Source organism: Streptomyces sp. NPDC037290 (assembly GCF_055603245.1).
The window spans coordinates 196004-215529 of the sequence record NZ_JBVJVZ010000009.1 but is presented as its reverse complement, the minus strand read 5'-3'; the positions used below and the strand labels follow the sequence as shown (position 1 = coordinate 215529).

The following is a 19526-nucleotide window of genomic DNA, read 5'->3' as shown; positions in this document are numbered from 1 at the left end:
ACTTCGCGCGACGTCGACGAATAGACGTATCGACAGGCGATTCGGCTCCATCTCTTCTCGTGGTCTTCGCGTGCTCTTCTCGTGTGTCTGCTTGTGGACTCCGGAAAGTGACGCATGTTCATCTTTGAACGTGGGGATACCGGCGGTAACGTTCGGCCACCCCTGTCGCTAGGAGCCGCCATGCCACGGCGAACCCCACGTACCGCGCTTGACAGACTGAGAACGTCCCGCCGCTTCACCGGGTTCCTGAAGACCGCGTCGATATGCGTGCTCGTCGCCGGACTTCTTTCCCCCCTCACCCAGACGCCGGCCGCCGCCGACGCCACCGCGTCGAACGACTACTGCGGCGGCCAGTGCTCGGACATCCTGCCGCCCGGCGAGAACGGCAACGCCACGCTCGCGCAGATCCTGCTCAACCAGGCCTTCGGCACCCAGCCCTCGCACGCCGAGGACCAGCTCGGCCCGTACGCCGGCCTCGCCACCGGTTACCCGGGCCTGACCGACGCGAAGATCAACTCCTTCTTCGACGACGCCTCGTTCGGTGTCCCGTCCGACCAGGTCGCCTCCACCGAGAAGCCCGGCGGGCGCGGTGACGTGACGATCGTCCGGGACAAGAAGACCGGGGTGCCGCACATCACGGGCACCACCCGGTACGGCACCGAGTACGGGGCGGGCTACGCCGCGGCCGAGGACCGGCTGTGGCTGATGGACGTCTTCCGGCACGTCGGCCGTGGCCAGCTGACCTCGTTCGCCGGCGGTGCCGCAGCCAACCAGGGCCTGGAGCAGGAGTTCTACCGCAACGCGCCGTACACCGAGGCCGACCTGCAGGCGCAGATCGACAACGCGGTGGCCAGGAACGGCGCCCGTGGCCAGCAGGCCCTCGCCGACGCCAATGCCTACCTCGCAGGCGTCAACGCCTACATCGACGCCTCCGACAGCGGCCGTTACTTCCCCGGCGAGTACGACCTGACCGGTCACAAGGACCCGATCACCAACGCCGGCACCATCGACCACTTCAAGATCACCGACCTGGTGGCGCTGGCCTCCGTCATCGGCTCGCTGTTCGGCTCCGGCGGAGGCGGCGAGGTGAGCAACGCCCTCTCGCTGATCGCCGCCCAGTCCAAGTACGGCGTCGAGGAGGGCACCAAGGTCTGGGAGTCCTTCCGCGAGCGCAACGACCCCGAGGCCGTCCTGACCGTGCACAACGGCGAGAGCTTCCCGTACGGCACCAAGCCCGCCGATGCCCAGGGCCAGGCCCTGCCCGACCCCGGCACCGTCACCCAGGAACCGCTCGTCTACGACCGCACGGGCAGCGCGGCCACCGCGGCCGCCAGGAACACCTCCGCCGCCGCCGCGAGGACGACGCTCAGCTCGGCGCACCGGGGCATGTCCAACGCGCTCGTCGTCAGCGGCAAGTACACCGCGAGCGGGCATCCGATCGCCGTCTTCGGACCGCAGACCGGCTACTTCGCACCGCAGCTGCTCATGCTCCAGGAGATCCAGGGCCCGGGCATCAGCGCGCGCGGCGCCTCCTTCGCGGGGCTGAGCATGTACGTCGAACTGGGCCGCGGCCAGGACTACTCCTGGAGCGCGACCACCTCCGGCCAGGACATCATCGACAGTTACGCCGTCGAGCTGTGCCAGGACGACCACCACTACCTCTACCACGGCACCTGTACGGCCATGGACGAGGTCGAGCAGAAGAACGCCTGGTCGCCGACCACGGCCGACAGCACGCCGGCGGGGTCGTACACCATGAGGGTGTGGCGCACGAAGTACGGCCCGGTGGAGTACCGCGCGACCGTCGGCGGCAAGAAGGTCGCCTACACCACGCTGCGCTCCTCCTACCTGCACGAGGCCGACTCGATCATCGGCTTCCAGATGCTGAACGACCCCGGCTACGTCAAGGGCCCGCAGGACTTCCAGAGCGCGGCCCAGCACATCAACTACACCTTCAACTGGTTCTACGCCGACTCCCAGCACACCGCGTACTACAACAGCGGTGACAACCCCGTCCGGGCGGCCGGTGTCGACGCCGAGTTCCCGGTCTGGGCGCAGCCGGCGTACGAGTGGCGGAACTGGGACCCGGCCACCAACACCGCCGACTACACCCCGGCCTCCGCCCACCCCCGCTCCATCGACCAGGACTACTACGTCTCCTGGAACAACAAGCAGGCCAAGGACTACACGACCGCCTCCTGGGGCGACGGCTCGGTGCATCGCGGCAATCTGCTGGACGACCGGGTGAAGAAGCTGGTCGCGGCCGGCGGGGTGACCCGCACCAGGCTGGTGCAGGCCATGGCGGACGCGGCCCTCGCCGATCTGCGCGCCGAGGACGTGCTGCCCAAGCTGCTCAAGGTGATCAACTCCTCGGCGGTGTCCGATCCCACGGCCGCCGACGCGGTGAACAAGCTGCAGACCTGGCTGACCGCGGGCGCCAAGCGCACGGAGACGTCCGCCGGTTCGAAGACCTATGCCGGCGCCGACGCGATCCGCATCCTGGACGCCTGGTGGCCGCTGCTGGTCAAGGCCGAGTTCGAGCCCGGCCTCGGAAGCGACCTGTACACCGCGTTCACCGGCGACATCCCCGTGGACGAGGCCCCGTCCGCCGGACACGGCCCGACCGGCTCGCACGCCGGAAGCTCCTTCCAGTACGGCTGGTGGAGCTATGTCGACAAGGACATCCGGGCGGTGCTCGGTGAGAACGTGCAGGGGGGCTTCGCCGAGAAGTACTGCGGCGGCGGCAGCCTCGGCGCTTGCAGGGACATCCTGCTCAGCACCCTGAAGCAGGCGGCCGGGACGACCGCCGCCCAGGTCTACCCGGGCGACAGCCTGTGCTCGGCCGGCGACCAGTGGTGCGCCGACTCCATCGTCCAGCGCACCCTGGGCGGCATCAAGCACGGCAACATCAGCTGGCAGAACCGGCCGACCTTCCAGCAGGTGGTCGAGTACACCTCGCACCGGTAGGCCAACCGCACCGGCTGAACAGGTTATTGGCGGCGGGTCAGGTGATGCGGCCCGCCGCCAGCACCAGCCGGGCCAGCTCGGGGTGCGCGATATCGCTGTGCGCCCCGGTCGGCGGACCCCCGCGCCGGACGACGGCCGCCGCGTCGACGTTCACGCACCCCGACGCCGGCAGCGGTCCGGTGAGGGCGGCGGCCAGGTCCAGCCGGGCGGTCCCCGGCACCGCCTGCACCCCGTCGTGGCCCAGCGCGCCCCACCGCGGGCCCAGCAGGGCCGCGATCTCACCGCCCGCATACGAGCGGTCGTCGCCGGACAGCCGGGAGGCCAGCGGATAGAACGTGCCGAGGGCCGTGTCGAAGTGCGAGTAGCAGCACACCAGCGGGCCGTCGATCCGCCGTTGCCGGTCCTTGAGCGTGCCCGTCTTCTGCGGGTCCTGCGGCAGCCCGTCCGCGAACGCGTAGTGCGAGAAGGCGCCCTGCAGAAGGGTCACGGACTTCACCGCGCGCACCGCGTCGGGCAGCCCGCGCAGCGCGAACGACACCAGCCGCCCGCCGAAGCTGTGGCCGAGCAGATGCACCCGCACCCCGGGTGCCGCGTGCGCCAACTGCCCGATCACCGGCCCGAGTCCCTGCTCGCCGATCGTCCCGGCACGCCGTTTCATCGTGTAGTACGTCGCCTGCCGCAGCAGTTCCTTGGCGCCTTCCCAGGGGTTCGGGATGCTGAACCCGGCCGGTGTGCCGGGTGACCGGACCGCGGCGAGCGCGTCGGCGAACGCGGCGCAGGCCGTCGCCGGGTCCTCGGTGAACACGGCCGGCTCGCCCTCCTCCGCGGTGTCGGCCACCCCGGGCGGCTCCGCGTCCACGAGCAGCCGCACCAGCCGCCCGAACTCCGCCAGCCCCTCGGCGCCGGCCGGCGGTTCGTCCAGCATGCGGGCCAGCTGGTCGATCACGGGCGCCCGGCCCGGGAAGGTCTCCAGCAGTCCGCGCCGGGTGACCTTGTCCAGCGCCGGGCCCGGTTGCGCCTCCGCCGCCCGGGCCGCCGCCGACTTCGGGAAGTCCGGGATCGGCTCGTCGCTGAACCGCATCGACGGCCAGATCACCCCCACGTACCCGAGGCGGGCCCGTGGCGCGAGCGCCGGGAACGGTGCGTAGAAACGGCGGTACAGCGCGGTCGCGCCCGAGCGGTCGTCGTTCCAGCCGTGTGCGAAGACGAGCAGGTCACGGACGCCGTGCTCGGTGACCTGCCCGAGCAGCCGGTCGCGTTCGGGGCCGTCCACGTCCCCGTCCGTGTCGAAGGTCAGCTCCCAGTAGGGAGTCACGCTCATCCCAGGATCCGCCATGTCAGGCTCCCTCGTCCCCCCTGAAACGATGCGTCGCGGACGTATCGTCCTGCTCCGGGGCAGAGTTGGCCATACACCACGCCTCACTTGTACAGGAGATATTCCTTTCGGATCCGCCGGAAGGCGGCCAGCTCCTCCTGCCAGGCGCCGGTCACCTCGTCGGTGCCCGCCCCCGCGTCGATCATCGTGCGCACCCGGGTGGAGCCGGTGAGCTTGTCGATCCAGTTGTCCGGGCGCCAGGCGAAGCCCGGCCACACCTTCCTGACGGTCACCAGCAGCGCGATCCCTGTGCGTACCGGGTCGAAGGCGGCCCGGTCGTGCACATGGATCTGCACCCCGCCGACCGTCCTGCCCTGGAACTTGGAGAAGGTGGGCGTGAAGTACGCCTCCCTGAACCGCACGCCGGGCAGGGCGAGTTCGTTCGCGGCGGCGGCCCAGTGGCCGTCCACGCCCTCGGCACCGAGCAGTTCGAAGGGTCTGGTCGTGCCCCGGCCCTCCGAGACGTTGGTGCCCTCGAACATGCAGGTGCCGGAGTAGACGAGGGCCGTGTCCGGGGTCGGCATGTTCGGGCTCGGCGGCACCCACGGAAGCACGGAGGCGTCGTACCAGTCCGACCGCTTCCACCCGGTCATCAGGACGGTGTCCAGCGCGACCGGCCGGCTCAGGAACTCCCCGTTGAACAGCCTCGCCAGCTCGGCGACGGTCATCCCGTGCGCCTGCGCGACCGGCTGCCGGCCGACGAAGGTGGCGAACTCCTTGTGCAGGACCGGGCCCCGGGCGTCCCGTCCGGTGACCGGGTTCGGGCGGTCCAGGACGACGAAGCGTCTGCCCGCCAGCTGGGCGGCCTCCATGCAGTCGTAGAGCGTCCAGATGTAGGTGTAGAAGCGGGCGCCGACGTCCTGGATGTCGAAGACGACCGTGTCGACCCCGGCGGTGGTGAAGACGTCCGCCAGCGGGCGGCCGCTCTTCAGGTACGTGTCGTAGACGGGAAGCCCCGTCGCCGGGTCGTTGTAGCGGCCCTCGGACCCGCCCGCCTGCGCGGTGCCGCGGAAGCCGTGTTCCGGGCCGAAGACCGCCGTCAGCCTGACGCGGGGGTCCTTGTGCATGACGTCGACGATGTGGGCGGTGTCTCTGGTGATGCCGGTGGGGTTGGTGACGATGCCGACACGGCGGCCCTTCAGCAGGGAGTAACCGTCGGCTGCGAGTCTTTCGAAGCCGGTGCGCAGTTCTTCACGGTGGTGGGGCGGGGCCGGAAGTGCGGCCACCGTTGCCGATGCGAGGAGGTTCCGTCGGGACAGGTCCATGGCTGGAGGTTTGGTGCGATGACCCTTCCTTCACACATACCGACCGGTTAGTCTGGGCCGGTCAGAGCCGATGCGCGCCGCGCGAAGTCGTGTCGAAGGAGACCGATGGTGGAAGCCGTGCAGGATGCGGGAGTGGTCGTCACCGGGGCCGGCGGCGGGATCGGGGCCGCGTTGGCCCGGCGGTTCGCCGCCGAGGGGGCCCGGGTCGTCGTGAACGACCTGGATGCCGAGAAGGCAAAGGCGGTCGCCGAGGAGATCGGCGGGATCGCGGTGCCGGGTGACGCCTCCGCGATCGTCGGTGACGCCCGGGACGCGCTCGGCGGCACGGTCGACGTCTACTGCGCCAACGCCGGTGTCGCCTTCGAGGACGGCGACGCGGGCGGGCCGCTCGACGAGAGGTCCTGGGCGGTGTCCTGGGACGTGAACGTCATGGCGCACGTCCGTGCGGCGCACGAGCTGCTGCCCGGGTGGCTGGAGCGGGGCGCCGGGCGGTTCGTGTCCACCGTGTCGGCCGCCGGGCTCCTCACCATGATCGGCGCACCTTCCTACAGCGTCACCAAGCACGGCGCCCACGCCTTCGCCGAGTGGCTGTCGCTGACGTACCGCCACCGGGGCCTGAAGGTGCACGCGATCTGTCCGCAGGGCGTGCGGACGGACATGCTCGCCGCGACCGGCAGCGCCGGGGACCTGGTGCTGCAGCCGACCGCGATCGAGCCGCAGGCCGTCGCCGATGCCCTGTTCCGGGGCATCGAGGAGGACCGCTTCCTGATCCTGCCGCACCCCGAGGTGGCCGAGTACTACCAGGCGCGGGCCGCCGAGCCCGATCGCTGGCTGAGCGGGATGAACCACCTCCAGCGCAAGTGGGAGGAGGCACGGTGACCGCTCCCCGGTACGCGGACCGGCCCTGGCTGGCCCTGCTCGACGACGCCCAGCGCGCCCCGGTCGACCCCGCCGACTCCCTCGTGCACGCTCTGCGGGCCGCCGTCGCCGCGGCGCCCGACCGCACCTTCCTCGCATACTTCGACGCCCGGCTCAGCTACCGCGAGGTGGACGAGCTGACCGACTCCGTCGCCGCCCACCTGGCCGCGCGCGGGCTGGAGCCGGGCGACCGGGTGGCCGTCCTGCTGCAGAACTCGCCGCACTTCGTGCTCGCGGTCCTCGGCGCCTGGAAGGCCGGCGCGACCGTCGTCCCGGTCAACCCCATGTACAAGTCGGGCGAGGTCGGGCACGTCCTGCGGGACGGCGAGGTGGCCGCGCTGGTCTGCTCCGACCGGGCCTGGGAATCGTATCTGCGCACCACGGCCGCCGACTCGCCCGTGCGGGTCGTGCTCACCGCCTGCGAGCTGGACTTCCAGACGCGCGACGACGCGCGCGTGCTCGGTTTCGAGCGGCTGCCCAAGGCGCCGGACGCCGACGACCTCGTGGCCGTCGCCCGGCAGGGCGGCAAGGCGCCCGAGGGCCTGGCTCCGGGCCCGGACGACATCGCGCTGATCAGCTACACCTCCGGCACCAGCGGCTCCCCCAAGGGCGCCACCAACACGCACGGCAACATCATGCACAACGCCGAGCGGCAGCGGACGGGGCTCGCGCTGCCCGAGGCGCCCGTCTACTACGGGCTCGCGCCGCTGTTCCACATCACCGGCATGGTGTGCCAGTTCGCGGCCTGTCTGAACAGCGCGGGCACCCTGGTGCTCACGTACCGCTTCGAGCCAGGCCTCGTCCTGGAGGCCTTCGCCGAGCACCACCCGCACTACACGGTCGGCCCCTCCACCGCCTACATGGCGCTCGCCGCCCACCCGGACGCGGGCCCCGGGCACTTCGCCTCGTTCGTGAACCTGTCCTCCGGCGGCGCGCCCGTGCCGCCGGCCCTGGTGGAGAGGTTCCGCGAGCGCTTCGGGCCCTACATCCGCGTCGGCTACGGCCTCACCGAGTGCTCCGGCCCGTGCGCCGCCGTCCCGCCCGGCCTGGAGGCCCCCGTGGATCCCGTCTCCGGGACGCTGTCGGTGGGCGTACCCGGCGCCGACACGCTCGTCCGGATCGTGGACGAGCAGGGCGCGGAGGTGCCCTTCGGGGAGCAGGGCGAGATCGTCGTCCAAGGGCCCCAGGTGATCCCCGGCTACTGGCGGCGCCCGGAAGCCACCGCCGAGAGCTTCCCGGACGGTGAGCTGCGCACCGGTGACATCGGTTTCATGGACGCACAGGGCTGGCTGTACGTCGTCGACCGCAAGAAGGACATGATCAACGCGTCCGGCTTCAAGGTGTGGCCCCGCGAGGTCGAGGACGTGCTGTACACCCACCCGGCGGTGCGCGAGGCGGCCGTCGTCGGCGTCCCCGACGGCTATCGTGGCGAGACCGTCAAGGCCTTCATCAGCCTGCGTCCGGGCGCCGAGGCGGCCCCGGATGAACTCGCGGTGTACTGCAAGGAGAGACTGGCCGCGTACAAATACCCGCGCCAGGTGGAGATCCTGCCCGACCTGCCCAAAACGGCGAGTGGCAAGATCCTCCGTCGGGAACTGCGTTCCCGGGCGCACGACAACAGCAACGCCGGTCAGTAGGCGACGAGGAAAGGCAGGTGGCGGCAGTGCCCAGGACGACGGACGGAGACGGGACGCCCGTTCCGCAGCGGCTCCTCGCCGCCGCCACCCGGCTCTTCGCGGAGCAGGGGTACGACCGCACCTCCGTGCAGGAGATCGTGGAGGCGGCCGGCGTCACCAAGGGGGCGCTGTACCACTACTTCGGTTCCAAGGACGACCTCCTGCACGAGGTGTATGCGCGCGTGCTGCGCATCCAGCAGGAGCGGCTCGACCGCTTCGCCGGCATGGACGCGCCGGTGGAGCAGCGGCTCAGAGGCGCCGCGGCGGACGTGGTCGTCACGACGATCGAGAACCTCGACGACGCGATGATCTTCTTCCGGTCCATGCACCACCTCAGCCCGGAGAAGAACAAGCAGGTCCGCGCCGAGCGCCGGCGTTACCACGAACAGTTCCGCGCGCTCATCGAGGAGGGCCAGAAGGAGGGTGTCTTCTCCGCGGCGACGCCGGCCGACCTGGTGGTGGACTACCACTTCGGCTCCGTCCACCACCTGTCCACCTGGTACCGCCCCGACGGCCCCCTCACCCCCCAGCAGGTCGCCGACCACCTCGCCGACCTGCTGCTGCGGGCGCTGCGGCCGTGACGGCAACCGGGTGAGGGGCGGGCGCCCAGAGCGACCGCCCCTCACCCGCGTTCCCTCACAGGTACTTCTTCAGCTCCCGCCGCGCCAGCGACCGCTGGTGGACCTCGTCCGGGCCGTCGGCGAGCATCAACGTACGGGCGCTCGCGTACAGTTCTGCCAGCGGAAAGTCCTGGCTCACCCCGCCCGCGCCGTGCAGCTGGATGGCGCGGTCCAGGATGCCGACCACCGCGCGCGGAGTGGCGATCTTGATGGCCTGGATCTCGGTGTGGGCGCCCTTGTTGCCGACGGTGTCCATCAGCCAGGCCGTCTTCAGCACCAGCAGGCGCAGCTGCTCGACGGTGACCCGGGCGTCGGCGATCCAGTTCTGGACCACTCCCTGCTGGGCCAGCGCCTTGCCGAAGGCCGTGCGGGAGACCGCCCGCCGGCACATCAGCTCGATCGCCCGCTCGGCCATGCCGATCAGCCGCATGCAGTGGTGGATCCGGCCCGGACCGAGCCGGGCCTGGGCGATGGCGAAGCCGCCGCCCTCCTCACCGATCAGGTTCGTGACCGGCACGCGCGCGTGGTCGAAGACCACCTCGGCGTGACCGCCGTGGGAGTGGTCCTCGTAGCCGAAGACCTGCATCGCGCGCCTGACGGTGACACCCGGCGTGTCGCGCGGCACCAGCACCATGGACTGCTGACGGCGGATGTCGGCGCCGCCCGGGTCCGTCTTGCCCATCACGATGAAGATCCTGCAGTCCGGGTTCATCGCCCCGGAGATGTACCACTTGCGTCCGGTGATGACGTACTCGTCGCCGTCCCGCTCGATGTGCGTGGTGATGTTGGTGGCGTCCGAGGAGGCCACGTCCGGCTCGGTCATCGCGAACGCGGAGCGGATCTCACCGGCCAGCAGCGGCTCCAGCCACTGCTTCTTCTGCTGCTCGTCGCCGAACTGGGCCAGCACCTCCATGTTCCCGGTGTCGGGCGCGGCGCAGTTCGTCGCGGTGGGCGCGAGGTGCGGGGAACGGCCGGTGATCTCGGCCAGCGGCGCGTACTGGAGGTTCGTCAGGCCGGCGCCGTACTCGGTGTCGGGGAGGAAGAGGTTCCACAGGCCCTGCCGGCGCGCCTCGGCCTTCAGCTCCCCGACCACGGCCGGCGTGTCCCACGGGGAGGCCAGCGCGGCCCGCTGCTCCTCGGCCACCGCCTCCGCCGGGTACACGTGCTCGTCCATGAAGGCCAGCAGTCTGGCCCGGAGCTCCTCGGTGCGCGCGTCGAACGCGAAGTCCATGTCCGGTCAGCCTTCCTGAAGAGTGGTCAGTCCGTGGTCGATGAAGACGGGCACGAGGTCGCCGATCCGGTCGAAGCCGCGTCCGACCGTCTGGCCCAGCGTGTACCGGTAGTGGATGCCCTCAAGGATCACGGCGAGCTTGAACCAGGCGAACGCCGTGTACCAGGAGACGGCCGACACGTCCCGCCCCGAGCGCTCGGCGTAGCGCTCGACCAGCTCCCGCGGGGAGGGGTGTCCGGGCGCCTCGGCGGTGGTGGAGACGGGGGAGTCGGCCATGCCCAGCGGCTGGCTGTACATCACCAGCAGACCCAGGTCGGTGAGCGGGTCCCCGAGCGTCGACATCTCCCAGTCGAGGATCGCCTTGATCTCGTCGTCGTCCCCGATCAGGACGTTGTCGAGGCGGTAGTCGCCATGGACGACGGCGGGGGCGGGGGAGGCGGGCAGGGACCGGCCGAGCGCCGCGTGCAGTTCGTCGATGCCGGCCAGCTCGCGGTTGCGGGACGCGTCCAGCTGCTTGCCCCAGCGGCGCAGCTGCCGGTCCAGGAAGCCCTCGGGCCGGCCGAAGTCCGCGAGGCCCACCTCGGCGGGGTCCACCGCGTGCAGTTCGACCAGCGTGTCCACCAGGGACAGCACCGCGTTCCGGGTGCGCTCGGCACCCAGCGGGGCGAGCTGCCCGGCGGTGCGGTACGGGGTGCCCCCGACGAACTCCATGACGTAGAAGGGCGCCCCGAGCACCTCCTCGTCCTCGCACAGCAGCACCGGACGCGGGACCGGTACGGAGGTCGGGTGCAGGGCGCTGATCACCCGGTGCTCGCGCTTCATGTCGTGCGCGGTGGCGAGGACATGGCCGAGCGGGGGCCGGCGGACGACCCACTTCGAGGTGCCGTCGGAGACCGCGTAGGTGAGGTTCGACCGTCCGCCCTCGATCAGCCGGCCGGTCAGGGGGCCGGTCACCAGACCGGGGCGCTCGCGGTCGAACAGGGCGCGCAGCCGGTCCAGGTCGAGTCCGGGCGGGTGGTCGGCGCTCATACATCACTCCTACGAACGGGTGAACAGGACCCGACTCATGATGCCGACCGGTCGGTATGTAGTCCAGTGGATGGGACCGACATCAGGCCGAACGTGACCGGTGCCACGATGGATCGACGGCTCCCCGGTCTGCTGCCCGGGGAGCCGTCGGCCCTGCTGTGCAACCGCTCAGTGATCGTCCCAGTGGCCGTCGTGCTCGGCGTGCCGGTGCCCGTCGTGCAGGTAGTCGACGTGGTCACCGTGCGGCACCTGGGCGTGCCCGCACTCGTCGTAGTGCACGTGCTCGTGGCCCTCGTGGACCGTGTGCCCGGCCGGCTCGCACTCGTCCCAGTGGCCCTCGTGCTCGCGGTGCAGATGTCCGTCGTGCGCGTAGTCCAGGTGGTCGCCGTGCGGCACCGCGTCGTGCCCGCAGCCCGGACCGTGCCTGTGCGTGTCGTGTCGGGTGTGTTCCTGGTGAAGGGTGGTCATGGTGCTCACCTTCGGGGGTACGGGTTTCTGGCGACGGCCAGGCTACGCGCGCAAACGGCATATATCCGTACATACCGGTTGCGTGGCGCACGAGTACCCCGGAGGGTCTAGGGCATGAAGGGCATCAGCTACAGCCGCTACGGCGGACCCGAGGTACTGGAGTACGGCGAGCTGCGCGACCCGAAGGTCGGCCCCGACCAGGTGCTGGTCAAGGTCCGTGCGGCGGCCGTCAACCCGGTCGACTGGAAGTGCCGCGAGGGGTACCTCGACGCGGCCCTCGACGCCGTCTTCCCGGTGATCCCCGGCTGGGACGTCAGCGGGGTCGTCGTCCGGCCCGGCGCCGCGGTCACGGAGTTCGCCGTCGGTGACGAGGTCATCGGCTACTGCCGCGAGGACTTCCTCTCGCGGGGCACCTTCGCCGAGTACGTCGCCGCGCCCGTGCGCACACTGGCCCGCAAACCGCGCAACCTGTCCTACGAGCAGGCCGCCGGACTCCCGCTCGCCGGGCTCACCGCCTACCAGGTCCTCGTCAAGGCGCTCGACGCCGGGCGCGGGGAGACCGTGCTGGTGCACGCGGCGGCCGGCGGCGTCGGCTCCCTCGCCGTCCAGATCGCCGCCCACCTCGGCGCCCGCGTCATCGGCACGGCGAGCGAGCACAACCACGACTTCGTACGCGGCCTCGGCGGCGAGCCGGTCAGCTACGGCGAGGGCCTGGCCGAACGGGTGCGCGGGCTCGCCCCGGAGGGCGTGGACGCGGTCTTCGACACCGTCGGCGGCGACACGCTGAAGACCTCGGCCAACCTGCTCGCCCCGGAGGGCCGGCTGGCGTCGATCGCCGACCCGGAGGTGGTGGCCTACGGCGGCCGCTACTGCTTCGTCCGCCCGGACGCCCAGGACCTCACCGAGCTGGCCCGGCTGGCCGAGGCCGGGGCCGTCTCCGTGCACGTCCAGGAAACCTTCCCGCTGGAGCGCACGGCGGACGCACACCGGCTGAACCAGGAGGGCCGTACCCGGGGGAAGATCGTGGTCACCGTCGACTGGGAAACCGAGGAAGGCGCGGCAGGCTAGGGCCTGTCGTCAAATTCCCGTCGTCGCCCGAAGGGCAGCCTCGCGGCGTCTGGTGCGTGCTCTCGGCGTGCCGGGCGGAAGTCCTCGTACTGGACGTACTCGGGCTTTCGCCCGGTGCGGCGAGAGTGCGTGCCAGGCGTCGTGGGGCAGACGGGAATTTGACGACAGGCCCCAGGGCAGGCCCTGGCTAGACGACCAGCACGGCGGCGCACGCCGCCAGCGCCACCGCGCACAGCGCCGCCGCCGTCGCGTGCCGGGGAGCGAGCGCTGGGGGCCGTGCCCCGGAGGCCAGAGTGCGGATCCGGCGGTGGGCCACCCACAGGAACCCCAGCCACAGCGCACAGCACACCGCGCACACCACGGCCCGGCCGGCCGAGACCGGCCCGTGCAGCGCGGTCTTCACGGCGAGTACGGCGGCCACGGCGGCGGACAGGGTCGTACGCCGCCAGGCCAGCCGGGTCCGCTCGGGCTGCAGCCCGGGATCCCGGTCCCCGGGGCTCACCGTGCGGCTCACCCCTCCCATCCGACCAGCACCACCACGACCATCGCCACCGCCACCACCGCGACGACCAGGCTCAGCAGCACCGGGAACCGGGACGCGGGCAGGTCCTCGCCACGCCGGATGGCCCGCTCACAGCGCACCCAGTGGTTCACGGCGCGCAGTGAGCAGAGCACACCGGCGCCGAGCAGTGCGAGCGCGAGACCGACCCGCCACGCCCAGCGCAGGTCCGGCAGGAACTGGTCCACCGCGAATCCGCCGCCGATCAGCGCGAGCGCCGTGCGCAGCCAGGCCAGGAACGTGCGCTCGTTGGCCAGCGAGAACCGGTAGTCGGGCGTGCCGCCCTCGGCGCGCACCTGCTCGGGCGCGAACCACAGCCGGATGTTCCGTACGAATTCGCTCACGCCGCCGACCCTACCGGCGCCTCACCCGCCGTTCCGGAACGCCCTCAGCCGCTCGTACGCCGCGAGCCCGTCCGGCACCCACTCCCATGCGCCGAGCCGTCGCTCGACCTCCTCCTCGGGCAGGAAGTCATGCCAGTCGACCTCCTCCGCCTGGGGATCCACGGGAAGCTCGCACCGCACCTCGTACACCGCCGACCACCAGCCGTTTCCGGCCCCGTCGTCGTACAGGAACTTGAAGAGGAAGGCCGGCTGCGGCAGCCCGCTCACCCCCAGCTCCTCCTCGGCCTCCCGCAGTGCCGCCTCGTCGTACGACTCGCCCGCCCCGACGACCCCGCCGACGAACATGTCGTAGAGGGCCGGGAAGACCAGCTTGGTGGCCGTGCGCCGGTGCACGAAGAGCCGGCCCGCCGCGTCCCGGGCCTGGATGAACACACAGCGGTGGCGCAGGCCGCGCGCGTACACCTCGCCGCGCGGGTACTGCCCGATGACCTGGTCGTTCTCGTCGACGACGTCGAGGATTTCGTCTGCGGGGTTCATGGCCCCATCCAAGCAGGGCACCGCTCAGCGCCGCTCCAGGTCCCGGGCCGACGGTTCCGTCTCCGCCGTGCCGCACGGCATCGCCGGGTGCAGCCCGAGCAGCATGATGCCCGCGACCACCGCCGCGAGCCCCGCCGCCTCCCAGGCCAGCGCCCCGGTGTCGGTGCGCAGCCGGTCGCCGAGGAAGCCGACCCCGCACAGGATCCCGGCGAGCGGCTCGGCGGCCGTCAGCGCGGGCAGGGACATGCGCAGCGGGGCCGTCTCGAACGCGCTCTGCACCAGGACCAGCCCGGTGACCCCGCACGCCAGCACGCCGTAGGGCTGCCAGCCGGTGAACAGCTCGGTGAAGCCGCCCTCGGAGAAGCGGATGCCGCTCACCCGGGTCAGCGCGTCCTGCACGCCGTACAGCAGCCCGGCGGCGGTGGCCAGCAGCACCGGGCCCCAGCTCAGCCGGGAGCGCTTGCCGTACGTCGTGAGCACCAGTGCCGCGCCCACCATCGCGCCGATGATCAGCCAGTGCCGCAGCGGATCGGCGATCGCGCTGCCGCCGCGCGGCTGGCCCGCCATGATGAACGCGCTCACCCCGCCCGCGAGCAGCAGCAGTCCCGTCCACCCCTGGCGGCCCAGGGGCTGCTTGGTCTGGTGCCGGGAGAGGGCGAGGGCGAACAGCAGGTTGGTCGCGAGCAGCGGTTCGACCAGCGAGATCTCGCCCTTGCCGAGGGCGACGGCACCGAGCACCATGCCGGCCACCATCAGGCCGAGACCCCCCAGCCAGCGCGGCACCCGCATCAGGTCGAGCAGGAGCCGGAAGGACAGGAAGTCGCTCAGTGGTGCCTTCTCGGCGGCGTTCTGCTGGAGGACGAATCCGAACCCCAGGCAGCAGGCAGCACTCACGGCGAGAAGGAGAACCAGAACGGACACGCGCGTACCTCGATCATCCGGCCGAACCACGGGTGTGTAGTGGCCGACTGTAGCGCTCCCGGGACTGCATGTACCCGGAAGTACCCGGAACCGGGCGGTTGACTCGCCATGGTCCGTGGCCGGGCGGCCCGGCGCCATGGCGTACGCCACAGCGATGCGCCGAGAACCCCCGCGAGGCACTCGCCCACCTGCGTGAAGTTCCCCAAGTTCCTTGTGGACAGCGTTGGTTGAACCCACCAACAGCCTTGTTCCGCTTGACGCAACCCATGGCTGAGGGTTTGCTGTGCGTGATCGGTCGATGGCAGCCCGAACAGGAAGTCCCGCGGTGCCCCCTCTCCCACCCGTGCTCGGCGCTCCCCGGGCCCCCACGGACCCGTCCGGCGACACCGCCCCGGACGACTCCGGAGCCTTCGACGACGCCCTCGACGACGCCGAACTGCGCACCGCGCGTGCCGCGTTGGCCCAGGGCCGACGCCAGGCCGCCCGCGCCCTGCTGCGGCACACCGGCGACGACTGGGACCGCCGCGGTCACCGCATCACCGTGCTCGCCCGGGAACCGTACGCCGCGGCCTGGGCCGGCGACTGGCGGCAGGCCGAACCCGGCTCCGCCGACGCCGCCACCCTGTACGCCCTGGCCCAGGTCCAGCGCGCCCTGCGCGGCGAGGAGGACCCCGACCGGGCCCGCGAGGCCTGCGCCGAAGCCGCCGCGCGGGCCCCCGCCGACCCCACCCCCTGGCTGGGCTTACTCCAGCTGGCCCGCACCCTGGGCCCCGAGCGCGAGGTGCTCGGCGTCTTCGCCGAGCTGCGCCGCCGCCACCCCGAACACCACCACGCCCACCATCTGCTCCTCGCCCGGCTGGCCGAGCGGCCCTCCGGCGGCCGGGTGGCCGAGGACCACGAGGCGTACGACCTGGCCGAGCTGGCCGCCGCCGAGGCCCCGGCCGACTCCCCGCTCGCCGTCCTGCCGGTCGTCGCCCACGCCGAACGCCACCGGGTCCTCGCCGCCACCGGCCTGGCCCCCGCCGACCGCGGACACTGGTCAGGGCCGCGGGCCCGCCGGATCCTGCGGGCCGCCTTCGACTGGTGGCTGGAGTGGGAGCACGACGAACACCCCCGCCGGCACATCGACCTCAACCACCTCGCCTTCGCCCTGTCCTGCGCCGGCCGCCCGGCCGAGGCGGCAGCCCTGTTCCAGCGCATCGGCCGGCACGCCACCCCGGACCCCTGGTCCTACACGCACCCCGACCCCCTGGCGGCCTTCCGGACGGCCCGCGCCCGCGCGCTGGGGCACTGAGGAACTGAGACACCCGGCCTTGAGGGACGTACGTAAGACAGATTACGGAAGTCTGACCAGTGACCCGGCTCCCTGGCCCCGAAAGGCCCCGAGTGCTCGAATGAACACGTGAACGCTGAACAACCCGAGGAACAGCACGGCAAACCCGTCGGCCGCCGTGTCTTCCTCGGCACCCTCGGACTCGGCGCGCTCGGTGTCGTCGCCGCGCCCACGCTGCAGCGCGGCCTGGAGGGCTTCCTCGGCGCCGTCGCCGGGAACGACCCCACGGGGCTGACCGGCCTGCTGCCCAACGGCGGCGGCTTCCGCTACTACTCCGTCGCCGCGTCGGTGCCGGACCTGGACGCCACCGACTACCAGCTGAAGATCGGCGGACTCGTCGACCGGCCGCGCGCCTACTCCCTCGCCGACCTGCGTGCCCTGCCGCAGACCCGGCTGGTCAAGGACGTCCAGTGCGTCACGGGCTGGCGGGTCCCCGGCACCCCCTTCCAGGGCGTACGCCTCTCCCACCTCCTGGACGCGGCCGGGGTCCGCCCCACCGCGAAGGCGATCCGCTTCACCTGCTTCGACGGCACCTACACCGAGAGCCTCACCCTGGCCCAGGCCCGCCGGCCCGACATCCTGGTCGCCCTGCGCATGCAGGACAAGGACATCTCCCACGACCACGGCGGCCCGGTCCGCCTCTACGTCGCCCCCATGTACTTCTACAAGTCGGCCAAGTGGCTCTCCGGCATCACGGTCACCGACCGGGTCGAACCCGGCTACTGGGAGAACCTCGGCTACGACGTCGACGCCTGGGTCGGCCGGTCGAACGGACGCACCGATGTCCCTACGAGCTGACACCCCGGCCCCGCCCAGCGCCCGCATCCGCCGCTTCAGCCGGACCGAACGCTGGGTGCACCGCACGACGGCCGCGCTGATGGGCGTCTGTGTGGTCACCGCGGCCGCCCTCTACATCCCCCAGCTGGCGGTCATGGTCGGCCGCCGCGAACTGGTCGTCCGCATCCACGAGTGCGCCGGGCTCGCCCTGCCCGTCCCGGTCCTGCTGGGCCTCGCTTCCCGGGCCTTCCGCGCCGACCTGCGCTTCCTCAACCGCTTCGGCCCCCACGACCGCACGTGGCTGTGGGCGGCGCTGAGCCGGGACAAGCGCCGCTCCTCCCGCCCGGCGGGCAAGTTCAACGCCGGCCAGAAGATCTACGCCGCGTGGATCTCCGGCGCCACGCTGGTCATGCTCGGCACCGGCCTGATGATGTGGTTCACCCACCTCGCCCCGCTGGTGTGGCGCACCTCGGCGACCTTCGTCCACGACTGGCTCGCCCTGACCATCGCCGTGGTCCTGGCCGGCCACATCGGCATGGCCCTCGGCGATCCGGAGGCAAGGCGCGGCCTGCGGACGGGGACGGTGAGCAGACAGTGGGCGGAGCGGGAACACCCCTTGTGGCGTGGGTGATTCCTCAGAACTCCAGCACCACCTTGCAGGACCGCCCCCGGTCCGCGGCCAGCGCGAAGGCGGACTCCGCGTCCTCCACGGGGACCACGGCACTGATCAGACCGTCGAACTCGTCCCTCGCGGCCAGCAGTTCCAGCGCGTCGTCGAACTCGGCGTCGAAGCGGAACGCGCCGCGCAGCTCGATCTCCCGGCTCACCAGCAGGTTCCCGGCGAACGGACTGTGCCCCGGCGGCAGCATCCCGAGCTGTACGACCACACCGCCGCGCCGCACGAGCCGCAGACACGTGCCGAGTCCAGCCGCTGCCCCGGACGCCTCGACGGCCACGTCCACCTCCTCGGGCCACCCGGCGTCGCCCGGCTCGCCGGCCCGTACGAGCGCGTCGGCACCCGCCACGGCCGCGTAGGCGAGCGCCTCGGGCACCAGGTCCGTCACCGTCACCCGTGCCGCGCCGGCCGCCTTCGCCGCCGCGGTCACCAGGCACCCGATCGGCCCCGCCCCGGTCACCAGCACGTGTCTGCCGGACACGTCCCCGGCCCGCCGCACCGCGTGCAGCGCCACCGACAGCGGCTCGGCGAGCGCCGCCCGCCGCAGGCCGAGCCCGTCCGGCAGCGCCCTCACCTGCCCGGCCGGTACGGCGATCCGCGCCGCGAAGGCACCCTGGACATGCGGAAAGCGGGCCGCACTGCCCAGATACCGGGTGTCCCGGCACACGTTCGCCCGCCCGTCGGCGCACTCCGGGCAGCCTCCGCACGGGGTGGCGGGGTGCACGGCGACCGCCGTACCCGGCGCGGGACCCGTGGGCCCGGCGCCGTGGGCCACCACCGTGCCCACCACCTCGTGCCCGAGCACCATCGGTTCCCCAAGCCGGAAGTCACCGACCCCGCCGTCCCGCCAGTAGTGCAGGTCGGACCCGCAGATTCCGCCGTAGCGGACGGCCACCAGGGTCTCACCGGGCCCGGGCCGGGGCACCGGCAGCTCCGTCACGCGCAGCTCGCCCGCGCCGTGGATCACACAACCCAGCATCGCCGCAGCCCCTTTCAGAGCACGCTCGTCATGCCGCCGTCGACGTACAGGATCTGGCCGTTCACGAAGTCCGAGGCCGGCGAGACGAGGAAGAGCAGGCCGCCCACCAGGTCCTCGGTACGGCCCCAGCGGCCGGCCGGGGTGCGCCGGCGCACCCACGCGCTGAACTCCTCGTCCGCCACCAGCGGCCGGGTCAGCTCGGTCTCGACGTAGCCGGGGCCGAGGCCGTTGACCTGGACGCCGTACGGCGCCCAGTCCGCGCACATGCCCTTGGTGAGCATCTTCAGCGCGCCCTTGGCCGCCGCGTACGGCGCGATGCCGGGCCGTACGACCTCGCTCTGCAGCGAGCAGATGTTGACGATCTTGCCGTGGCCGCGCTCGGTCATGCGCCCGGCCGCCTCCCGGCCGACCAGGAACGCGCTGGTGAGGTTGGTGTCCAGGATCCGGTGCCAGTCGGAGTCCGTGAACCGGAGCAGCGGGGCGCGCAGTTGCATGCCCGCGTTGTTCACCAGGATGTCGAGCGGGCCCACCCGCTCCTCGACGTCCGCGATCCCGGCGGCCACCGAGGCGCCGTCGGTCACGTCGAACACCGCCGTGTGCGTGACGCCGGGCAGCTTTGCCGCGGCCTCGGCCAGCCGGCCCGGGTCGCGCCCGTTGAGGACCACCGTGCAGCCGGCCTCGGCCAGGCCCCGGGCCAGCGCGTGGCCGATGCCCCGGCTGGATCCGGTGACCAGGGCCGTACGGCCGCCGATGTCGAAGAGCGGGTGGCTCATCCCGGTACCC

General features: G+C 72.0%; 19 protein-coding genes. 8 read left to right on the top strand and 11 right to left on the bottom strand.

Translation table 11 applies throughout. The annotated features are described in order from the left end of the window. The first annotated feature begins 180 nt into the window (after nucleotides 1–180). Nucleotides 181–2967: a penicillin acylase family protein gene (locus tag ACZ7HQ_RS28945; protein ID WP_470995863.1), complete on the top strand. Its 2787-nt coding sequence runs from the start codon at nucleotides 181–183 to the stop codon at nucleotides 2965–2967. Nucleotides 2968–3004: 37 nt separating this feature from the next. Here the strand turns inward: ACZ7HQ_RS28945 and ACZ7HQ_RS28940 are convergent, their stop codons facing one another. Together ACZ7HQ_RS28940 and ACZ7HQ_RS28935 are read right to left on the bottom strand one after the other, a co-directional pair. Next, nucleotides 3005–4303 (bottom strand): alpha/beta hydrolase family protein, encoded by a 1299-nt coding sequence (locus ACZ7HQ_RS28940; RefSeq protein WP_470995859.1) that lies wholly within the window; start codon nucleotides 4301–4303, stop codon nucleotides 3005–3007. A gap of 83 nt (nucleotides 4304–4386) precedes the next feature. Then, on the bottom strand, nucleotides 4387–5607 hold the full coding sequence (locus ACZ7HQ_RS28935; RefSeq protein WP_470995856.1) for an exo-beta-N-acetylmuramidase NamZ family protein: 1221 nt from the start codon (nucleotides 5605–5607) through the stop codon (nucleotides 4387–4389). Between the two features lie 105 nt (nucleotides 5608–5712). Between ACZ7HQ_RS28935 and ACZ7HQ_RS28930 the strand changes: the two genes are divergently transcribed. The 3 genes from ACZ7HQ_RS28930 to ACZ7HQ_RS28920 are packed head-to-tail and all read left to right on the top strand — an operon-like array spanning nucleotide 5713 to nucleotide 8782. Then, the gene (locus ACZ7HQ_RS28930) at nucleotides 5713–6486 is read left to right on the top strand and encodes an SDR family oxidoreductase (protein ID WP_470995853.1); all 774 of its coding nucleotides are present in this window, start codon (nucleotides 5713–5715) and stop codon (nucleotides 6484–6486) included. Next, nucleotides 6483–8162, top strand: coding sequence for a class I adenylate-forming enzyme family protein (locus ACZ7HQ_RS28925; protein WP_470995850.1), 1680 nt, complete (start codon nucleotides 6483–6485; stop codon nucleotides 8160–8162). Before ACZ7HQ_RS28930 ends, ACZ7HQ_RS28925 begins: the two co-directional genes overlap by 4 nt. A 26-nt stretch (nucleotides 8163–8188) precedes the next feature. Continuing rightward, a complete protein-coding gene (locus ACZ7HQ_RS28920) occupies nucleotides 8189–8782 on the top strand; it encodes a TetR/AcrR family transcriptional regulator (protein WP_470995847.1) in 594 nt (197 codons plus the stop codon). 55 nt (nucleotides 8783–8837) lie between these two features. Here ACZ7HQ_RS28920 and ACZ7HQ_RS28915 read toward each other — a convergent pair whose 3' ends face one another. The 3 genes from ACZ7HQ_RS28915 to ACZ7HQ_RS28905 form a co-directional block, all read right to left on the bottom strand. After that, nucleotides 8838–10052, bottom strand: a complete 1215-nt coding sequence (locus tag ACZ7HQ_RS28915; protein WP_470995844.1) for an acyl-CoA dehydrogenase family protein — start codon at nucleotides 10050–10052, stop codon at nucleotides 8838–8840. A gap of 6 nt (nucleotides 10053–10058) precedes the next feature. Beyond that, nucleotides 10059–11081 (bottom strand): phosphotransferase family protein, encoded by a 1023-nt coding sequence (locus ACZ7HQ_RS28910; RefSeq protein ID WP_470995841.1) that lies wholly within the window; start codon nucleotides 11079–11081, stop codon nucleotides 10059–10061. A 168-nt stretch (nucleotides 11082–11249) separates the two neighbouring features. Continuing rightward, nucleotides 11250–11549, bottom strand: coding sequence for a hypothetical protein (locus tag ACZ7HQ_RS28905; RefSeq protein WP_470995838.1), 300 nt, complete (start codon nucleotides 11547–11549; stop codon nucleotides 11250–11252). Between the two features lie 114 nt (nucleotides 11550–11663). Here ACZ7HQ_RS28905 and ACZ7HQ_RS28900 point away from each other — a divergent pair, with 114 nt between their 5' ends. Beyond that, nucleotides 11664–12617: an NADP-dependent oxidoreductase gene (locus tag ACZ7HQ_RS28900; RefSeq protein ID WP_470995835.1), complete on the top strand. Its 954-nt coding sequence runs from the start codon at nucleotides 11664–11666 to the stop codon at nucleotides 12615–12617. Nucleotides 12618–12804: 187 nt separating this feature from the next. Here ACZ7HQ_RS28900 and ACZ7HQ_RS28895 read toward each other — a convergent pair whose 3' ends face one another. The 4 genes from ACZ7HQ_RS28895 to ACZ7HQ_RS28880 are packed head-to-tail and all read right to left on the bottom strand — an operon-like array spanning nucleotide 12805 to nucleotide 14978. Continuing rightward, nucleotides 12805–13140 (bottom strand): DUF202 domain-containing protein, encoded by a 336-nt coding sequence (locus ACZ7HQ_RS28895; protein ID WP_470995832.1) that lies wholly within the window; start codon nucleotides 13138–13140, stop codon nucleotides 12805–12807. Next, nucleotides 13128–13520 carry a YidH family protein gene (locus ACZ7HQ_RS28890; protein WP_470995828.1) on the bottom strand — a complete coding sequence of 131 codons (393 nt, stop codon included), beginning with the start codon at nucleotides 13518–13520 and terminating at the stop codon, nucleotides 13128–13130. The genes ACZ7HQ_RS28895 and ACZ7HQ_RS28890 overlap by 13 nt, the downstream gene beginning before the upstream one ends. Nucleotides 13521–13541: 21 nt before the next feature. Continuing rightward, on the bottom strand, nucleotides 13542–14057 hold the full coding sequence (locus tag ACZ7HQ_RS28885) for an NUDIX hydrolase (RefSeq protein ID WP_470995825.1): 516 nt from the start codon (nucleotides 14055–14057) through the stop codon (nucleotides 13542–13544). A 24-nt stretch (nucleotides 14058–14081) separates the two neighbouring features. Then, entirely contained in the window at nucleotides 14082–14978 is an 897-nt protein-coding gene (locus ACZ7HQ_RS28880; RefSeq protein ID WP_470995822.1) for a DMT family transporter, read from the bottom strand. A 325-nt stretch (nucleotides 14979–15303) separates the two neighbouring features. Here ACZ7HQ_RS28880 and ACZ7HQ_RS28875 point away from each other — a divergent pair, with 325 nt between their 5' ends. From ACZ7HQ_RS28875 to ACZ7HQ_RS28865, 3 genes are all read left to right on the top strand, one after another. Continuing rightward, nucleotides 15304–16272 carry a hypothetical protein gene (locus ACZ7HQ_RS28875; protein ID WP_470995819.1) on the top strand — a complete coding sequence of 323 codons (969 nt, stop codon included), beginning with the start codon at nucleotides 15304–15306 and terminating at the stop codon, nucleotides 16270–16272. A gap of 108 nt (nucleotides 16273–16380) precedes the next feature. Continuing rightward, the gene (locus ACZ7HQ_RS28870) at nucleotides 16381–17109 is read left to right on the top strand and encodes a molybdopterin-dependent oxidoreductase (RefSeq protein ID WP_470995816.1); all 729 of its coding nucleotides are present in this window, start codon (nucleotides 16381–16383) and stop codon (nucleotides 17107–17109) included. Then, a complete protein-coding gene (locus ACZ7HQ_RS28865; protein ID WP_470995813.1) occupies nucleotides 17093–17719 on the top strand; it encodes a cytochrome b/b6 domain-containing protein in 627 nt (208 codons plus the stop codon). The genes ACZ7HQ_RS28870 and ACZ7HQ_RS28865 overlap by 17 nt, the downstream gene beginning before the upstream one ends. A 4-nt stretch (nucleotides 17720–17723) precedes the next feature. On the opposite strand, the gene ACZ7HQ_RS28860 is transcribed toward ACZ7HQ_RS28865, so the two are convergent. Continuing rightward, nucleotides 17724–18743: an L-idonate 5-dehydrogenase gene (locus ACZ7HQ_RS28860; RefSeq protein ID WP_470995810.1), complete on the bottom strand. Its 1020-nt coding sequence runs from the start codon at nucleotides 18741–18743 to the stop codon at nucleotides 17724–17726. Between the two features lie 14 nt (nucleotides 18744–18757). Then, nucleotides 18758–19516 (bottom strand): SDR family oxidoreductase, encoded by a 759-nt coding sequence (locus tag ACZ7HQ_RS28855; protein ID WP_470995807.1) that lies wholly within the window; start codon nucleotides 19514–19516, stop codon nucleotides 18758–18760. Nucleotides 19517–19526: the final 10 nt, after the last annotated feature.

What these genes read in the sequence shown, in the direction of transcription:
- ACZ7HQ_RS28945 (WP_470995863.1), top strand. Translation starts at nt 181, where the DNA reads ATGCCACGGCGAACCCCACGTACCGCGCTTGACAGACTGAGAACGTCC.
- ACZ7HQ_RS28940 (WP_470995859.1), bottom strand. Translation starts at nt 4,303, where the DNA reads ATGGCGGATCCTGGGATGAGCGTGACTCCCTACTGGGAGCTGACCTTC.
- ACZ7HQ_RS28935 (WP_470995856.1), bottom strand. Translation starts at nt 5,607, where the DNA reads ATGGACCTGTCCCGACGGAACCTCCTCGCATCGGCAACGGTGGCCGCA.
- ACZ7HQ_RS28930 (WP_470995853.1), top strand. Translation starts at nt 5,713, where the DNA reads ATGGTGGAAGCCGTGCAGGATGCGGGAGTGGTCGTCACCGGGGCCGGC.
- ACZ7HQ_RS28915 (WP_470995844.1), bottom strand. Translation starts at nt 10,052, where the DNA reads ATGGACTTCGCGTTCGACGCGCGCACCGAGGAGCTCCGGGCCAGACTG.
- ACZ7HQ_RS28910 (WP_470995841.1), bottom strand. Translation starts at nt 11,081, where the DNA reads ATGAGCGCCGACCACCCGCCCGGACTCGACCTGGACCGGCTGCGCGCC.
- ACZ7HQ_RS28905 (WP_470995838.1), bottom strand. Translation starts at nt 11,549, where the DNA reads ATGACCACCCTTCACCAGGAACACACCCGACACGACACGCACAGGCAC.
- ACZ7HQ_RS28900 (WP_470995835.1), top strand. Translation starts at nt 11,664, where the DNA reads ATGAAGGGCATCAGCTACAGCCGCTACGGCGGACCCGAGGTACTGGAG.
- ACZ7HQ_RS28895 (WP_470995832.1), bottom strand. Translation starts at nt 13,140, where the DNA reads ATGGGAGGGGTGAGCCGCACGGTGAGCCCCGGGGACCGGGATCCCGGG.
- ACZ7HQ_RS28885 (WP_470995825.1), bottom strand. Translation starts at nt 14,057, where the DNA reads ATGAACCCCGCAGACGAAATCCTCGACGTCGTCGACGAGAACGACCAG.
- ACZ7HQ_RS28865 (WP_470995813.1), top strand. Translation starts at nt 17,093, where the DNA reads ATGTCCCTACGAGCTGACACCCCGGCCCCGCCCAGCGCCCGCATCCGC.
- ACZ7HQ_RS28860 (WP_470995810.1), bottom strand. Translation starts at nt 18,743, where the DNA reads ATGCTGGGTTGTGTGATCCACGGCGCGGGCGAGCTGCGCGTGACGGAG.
- ACZ7HQ_RS28855 (WP_470995807.1), bottom strand. Translation starts at nt 19,516, where the DNA reads ATGAGCCACCCGCTCTTCGACATCGGCGGCCGTACGGCCCTGGTCACC.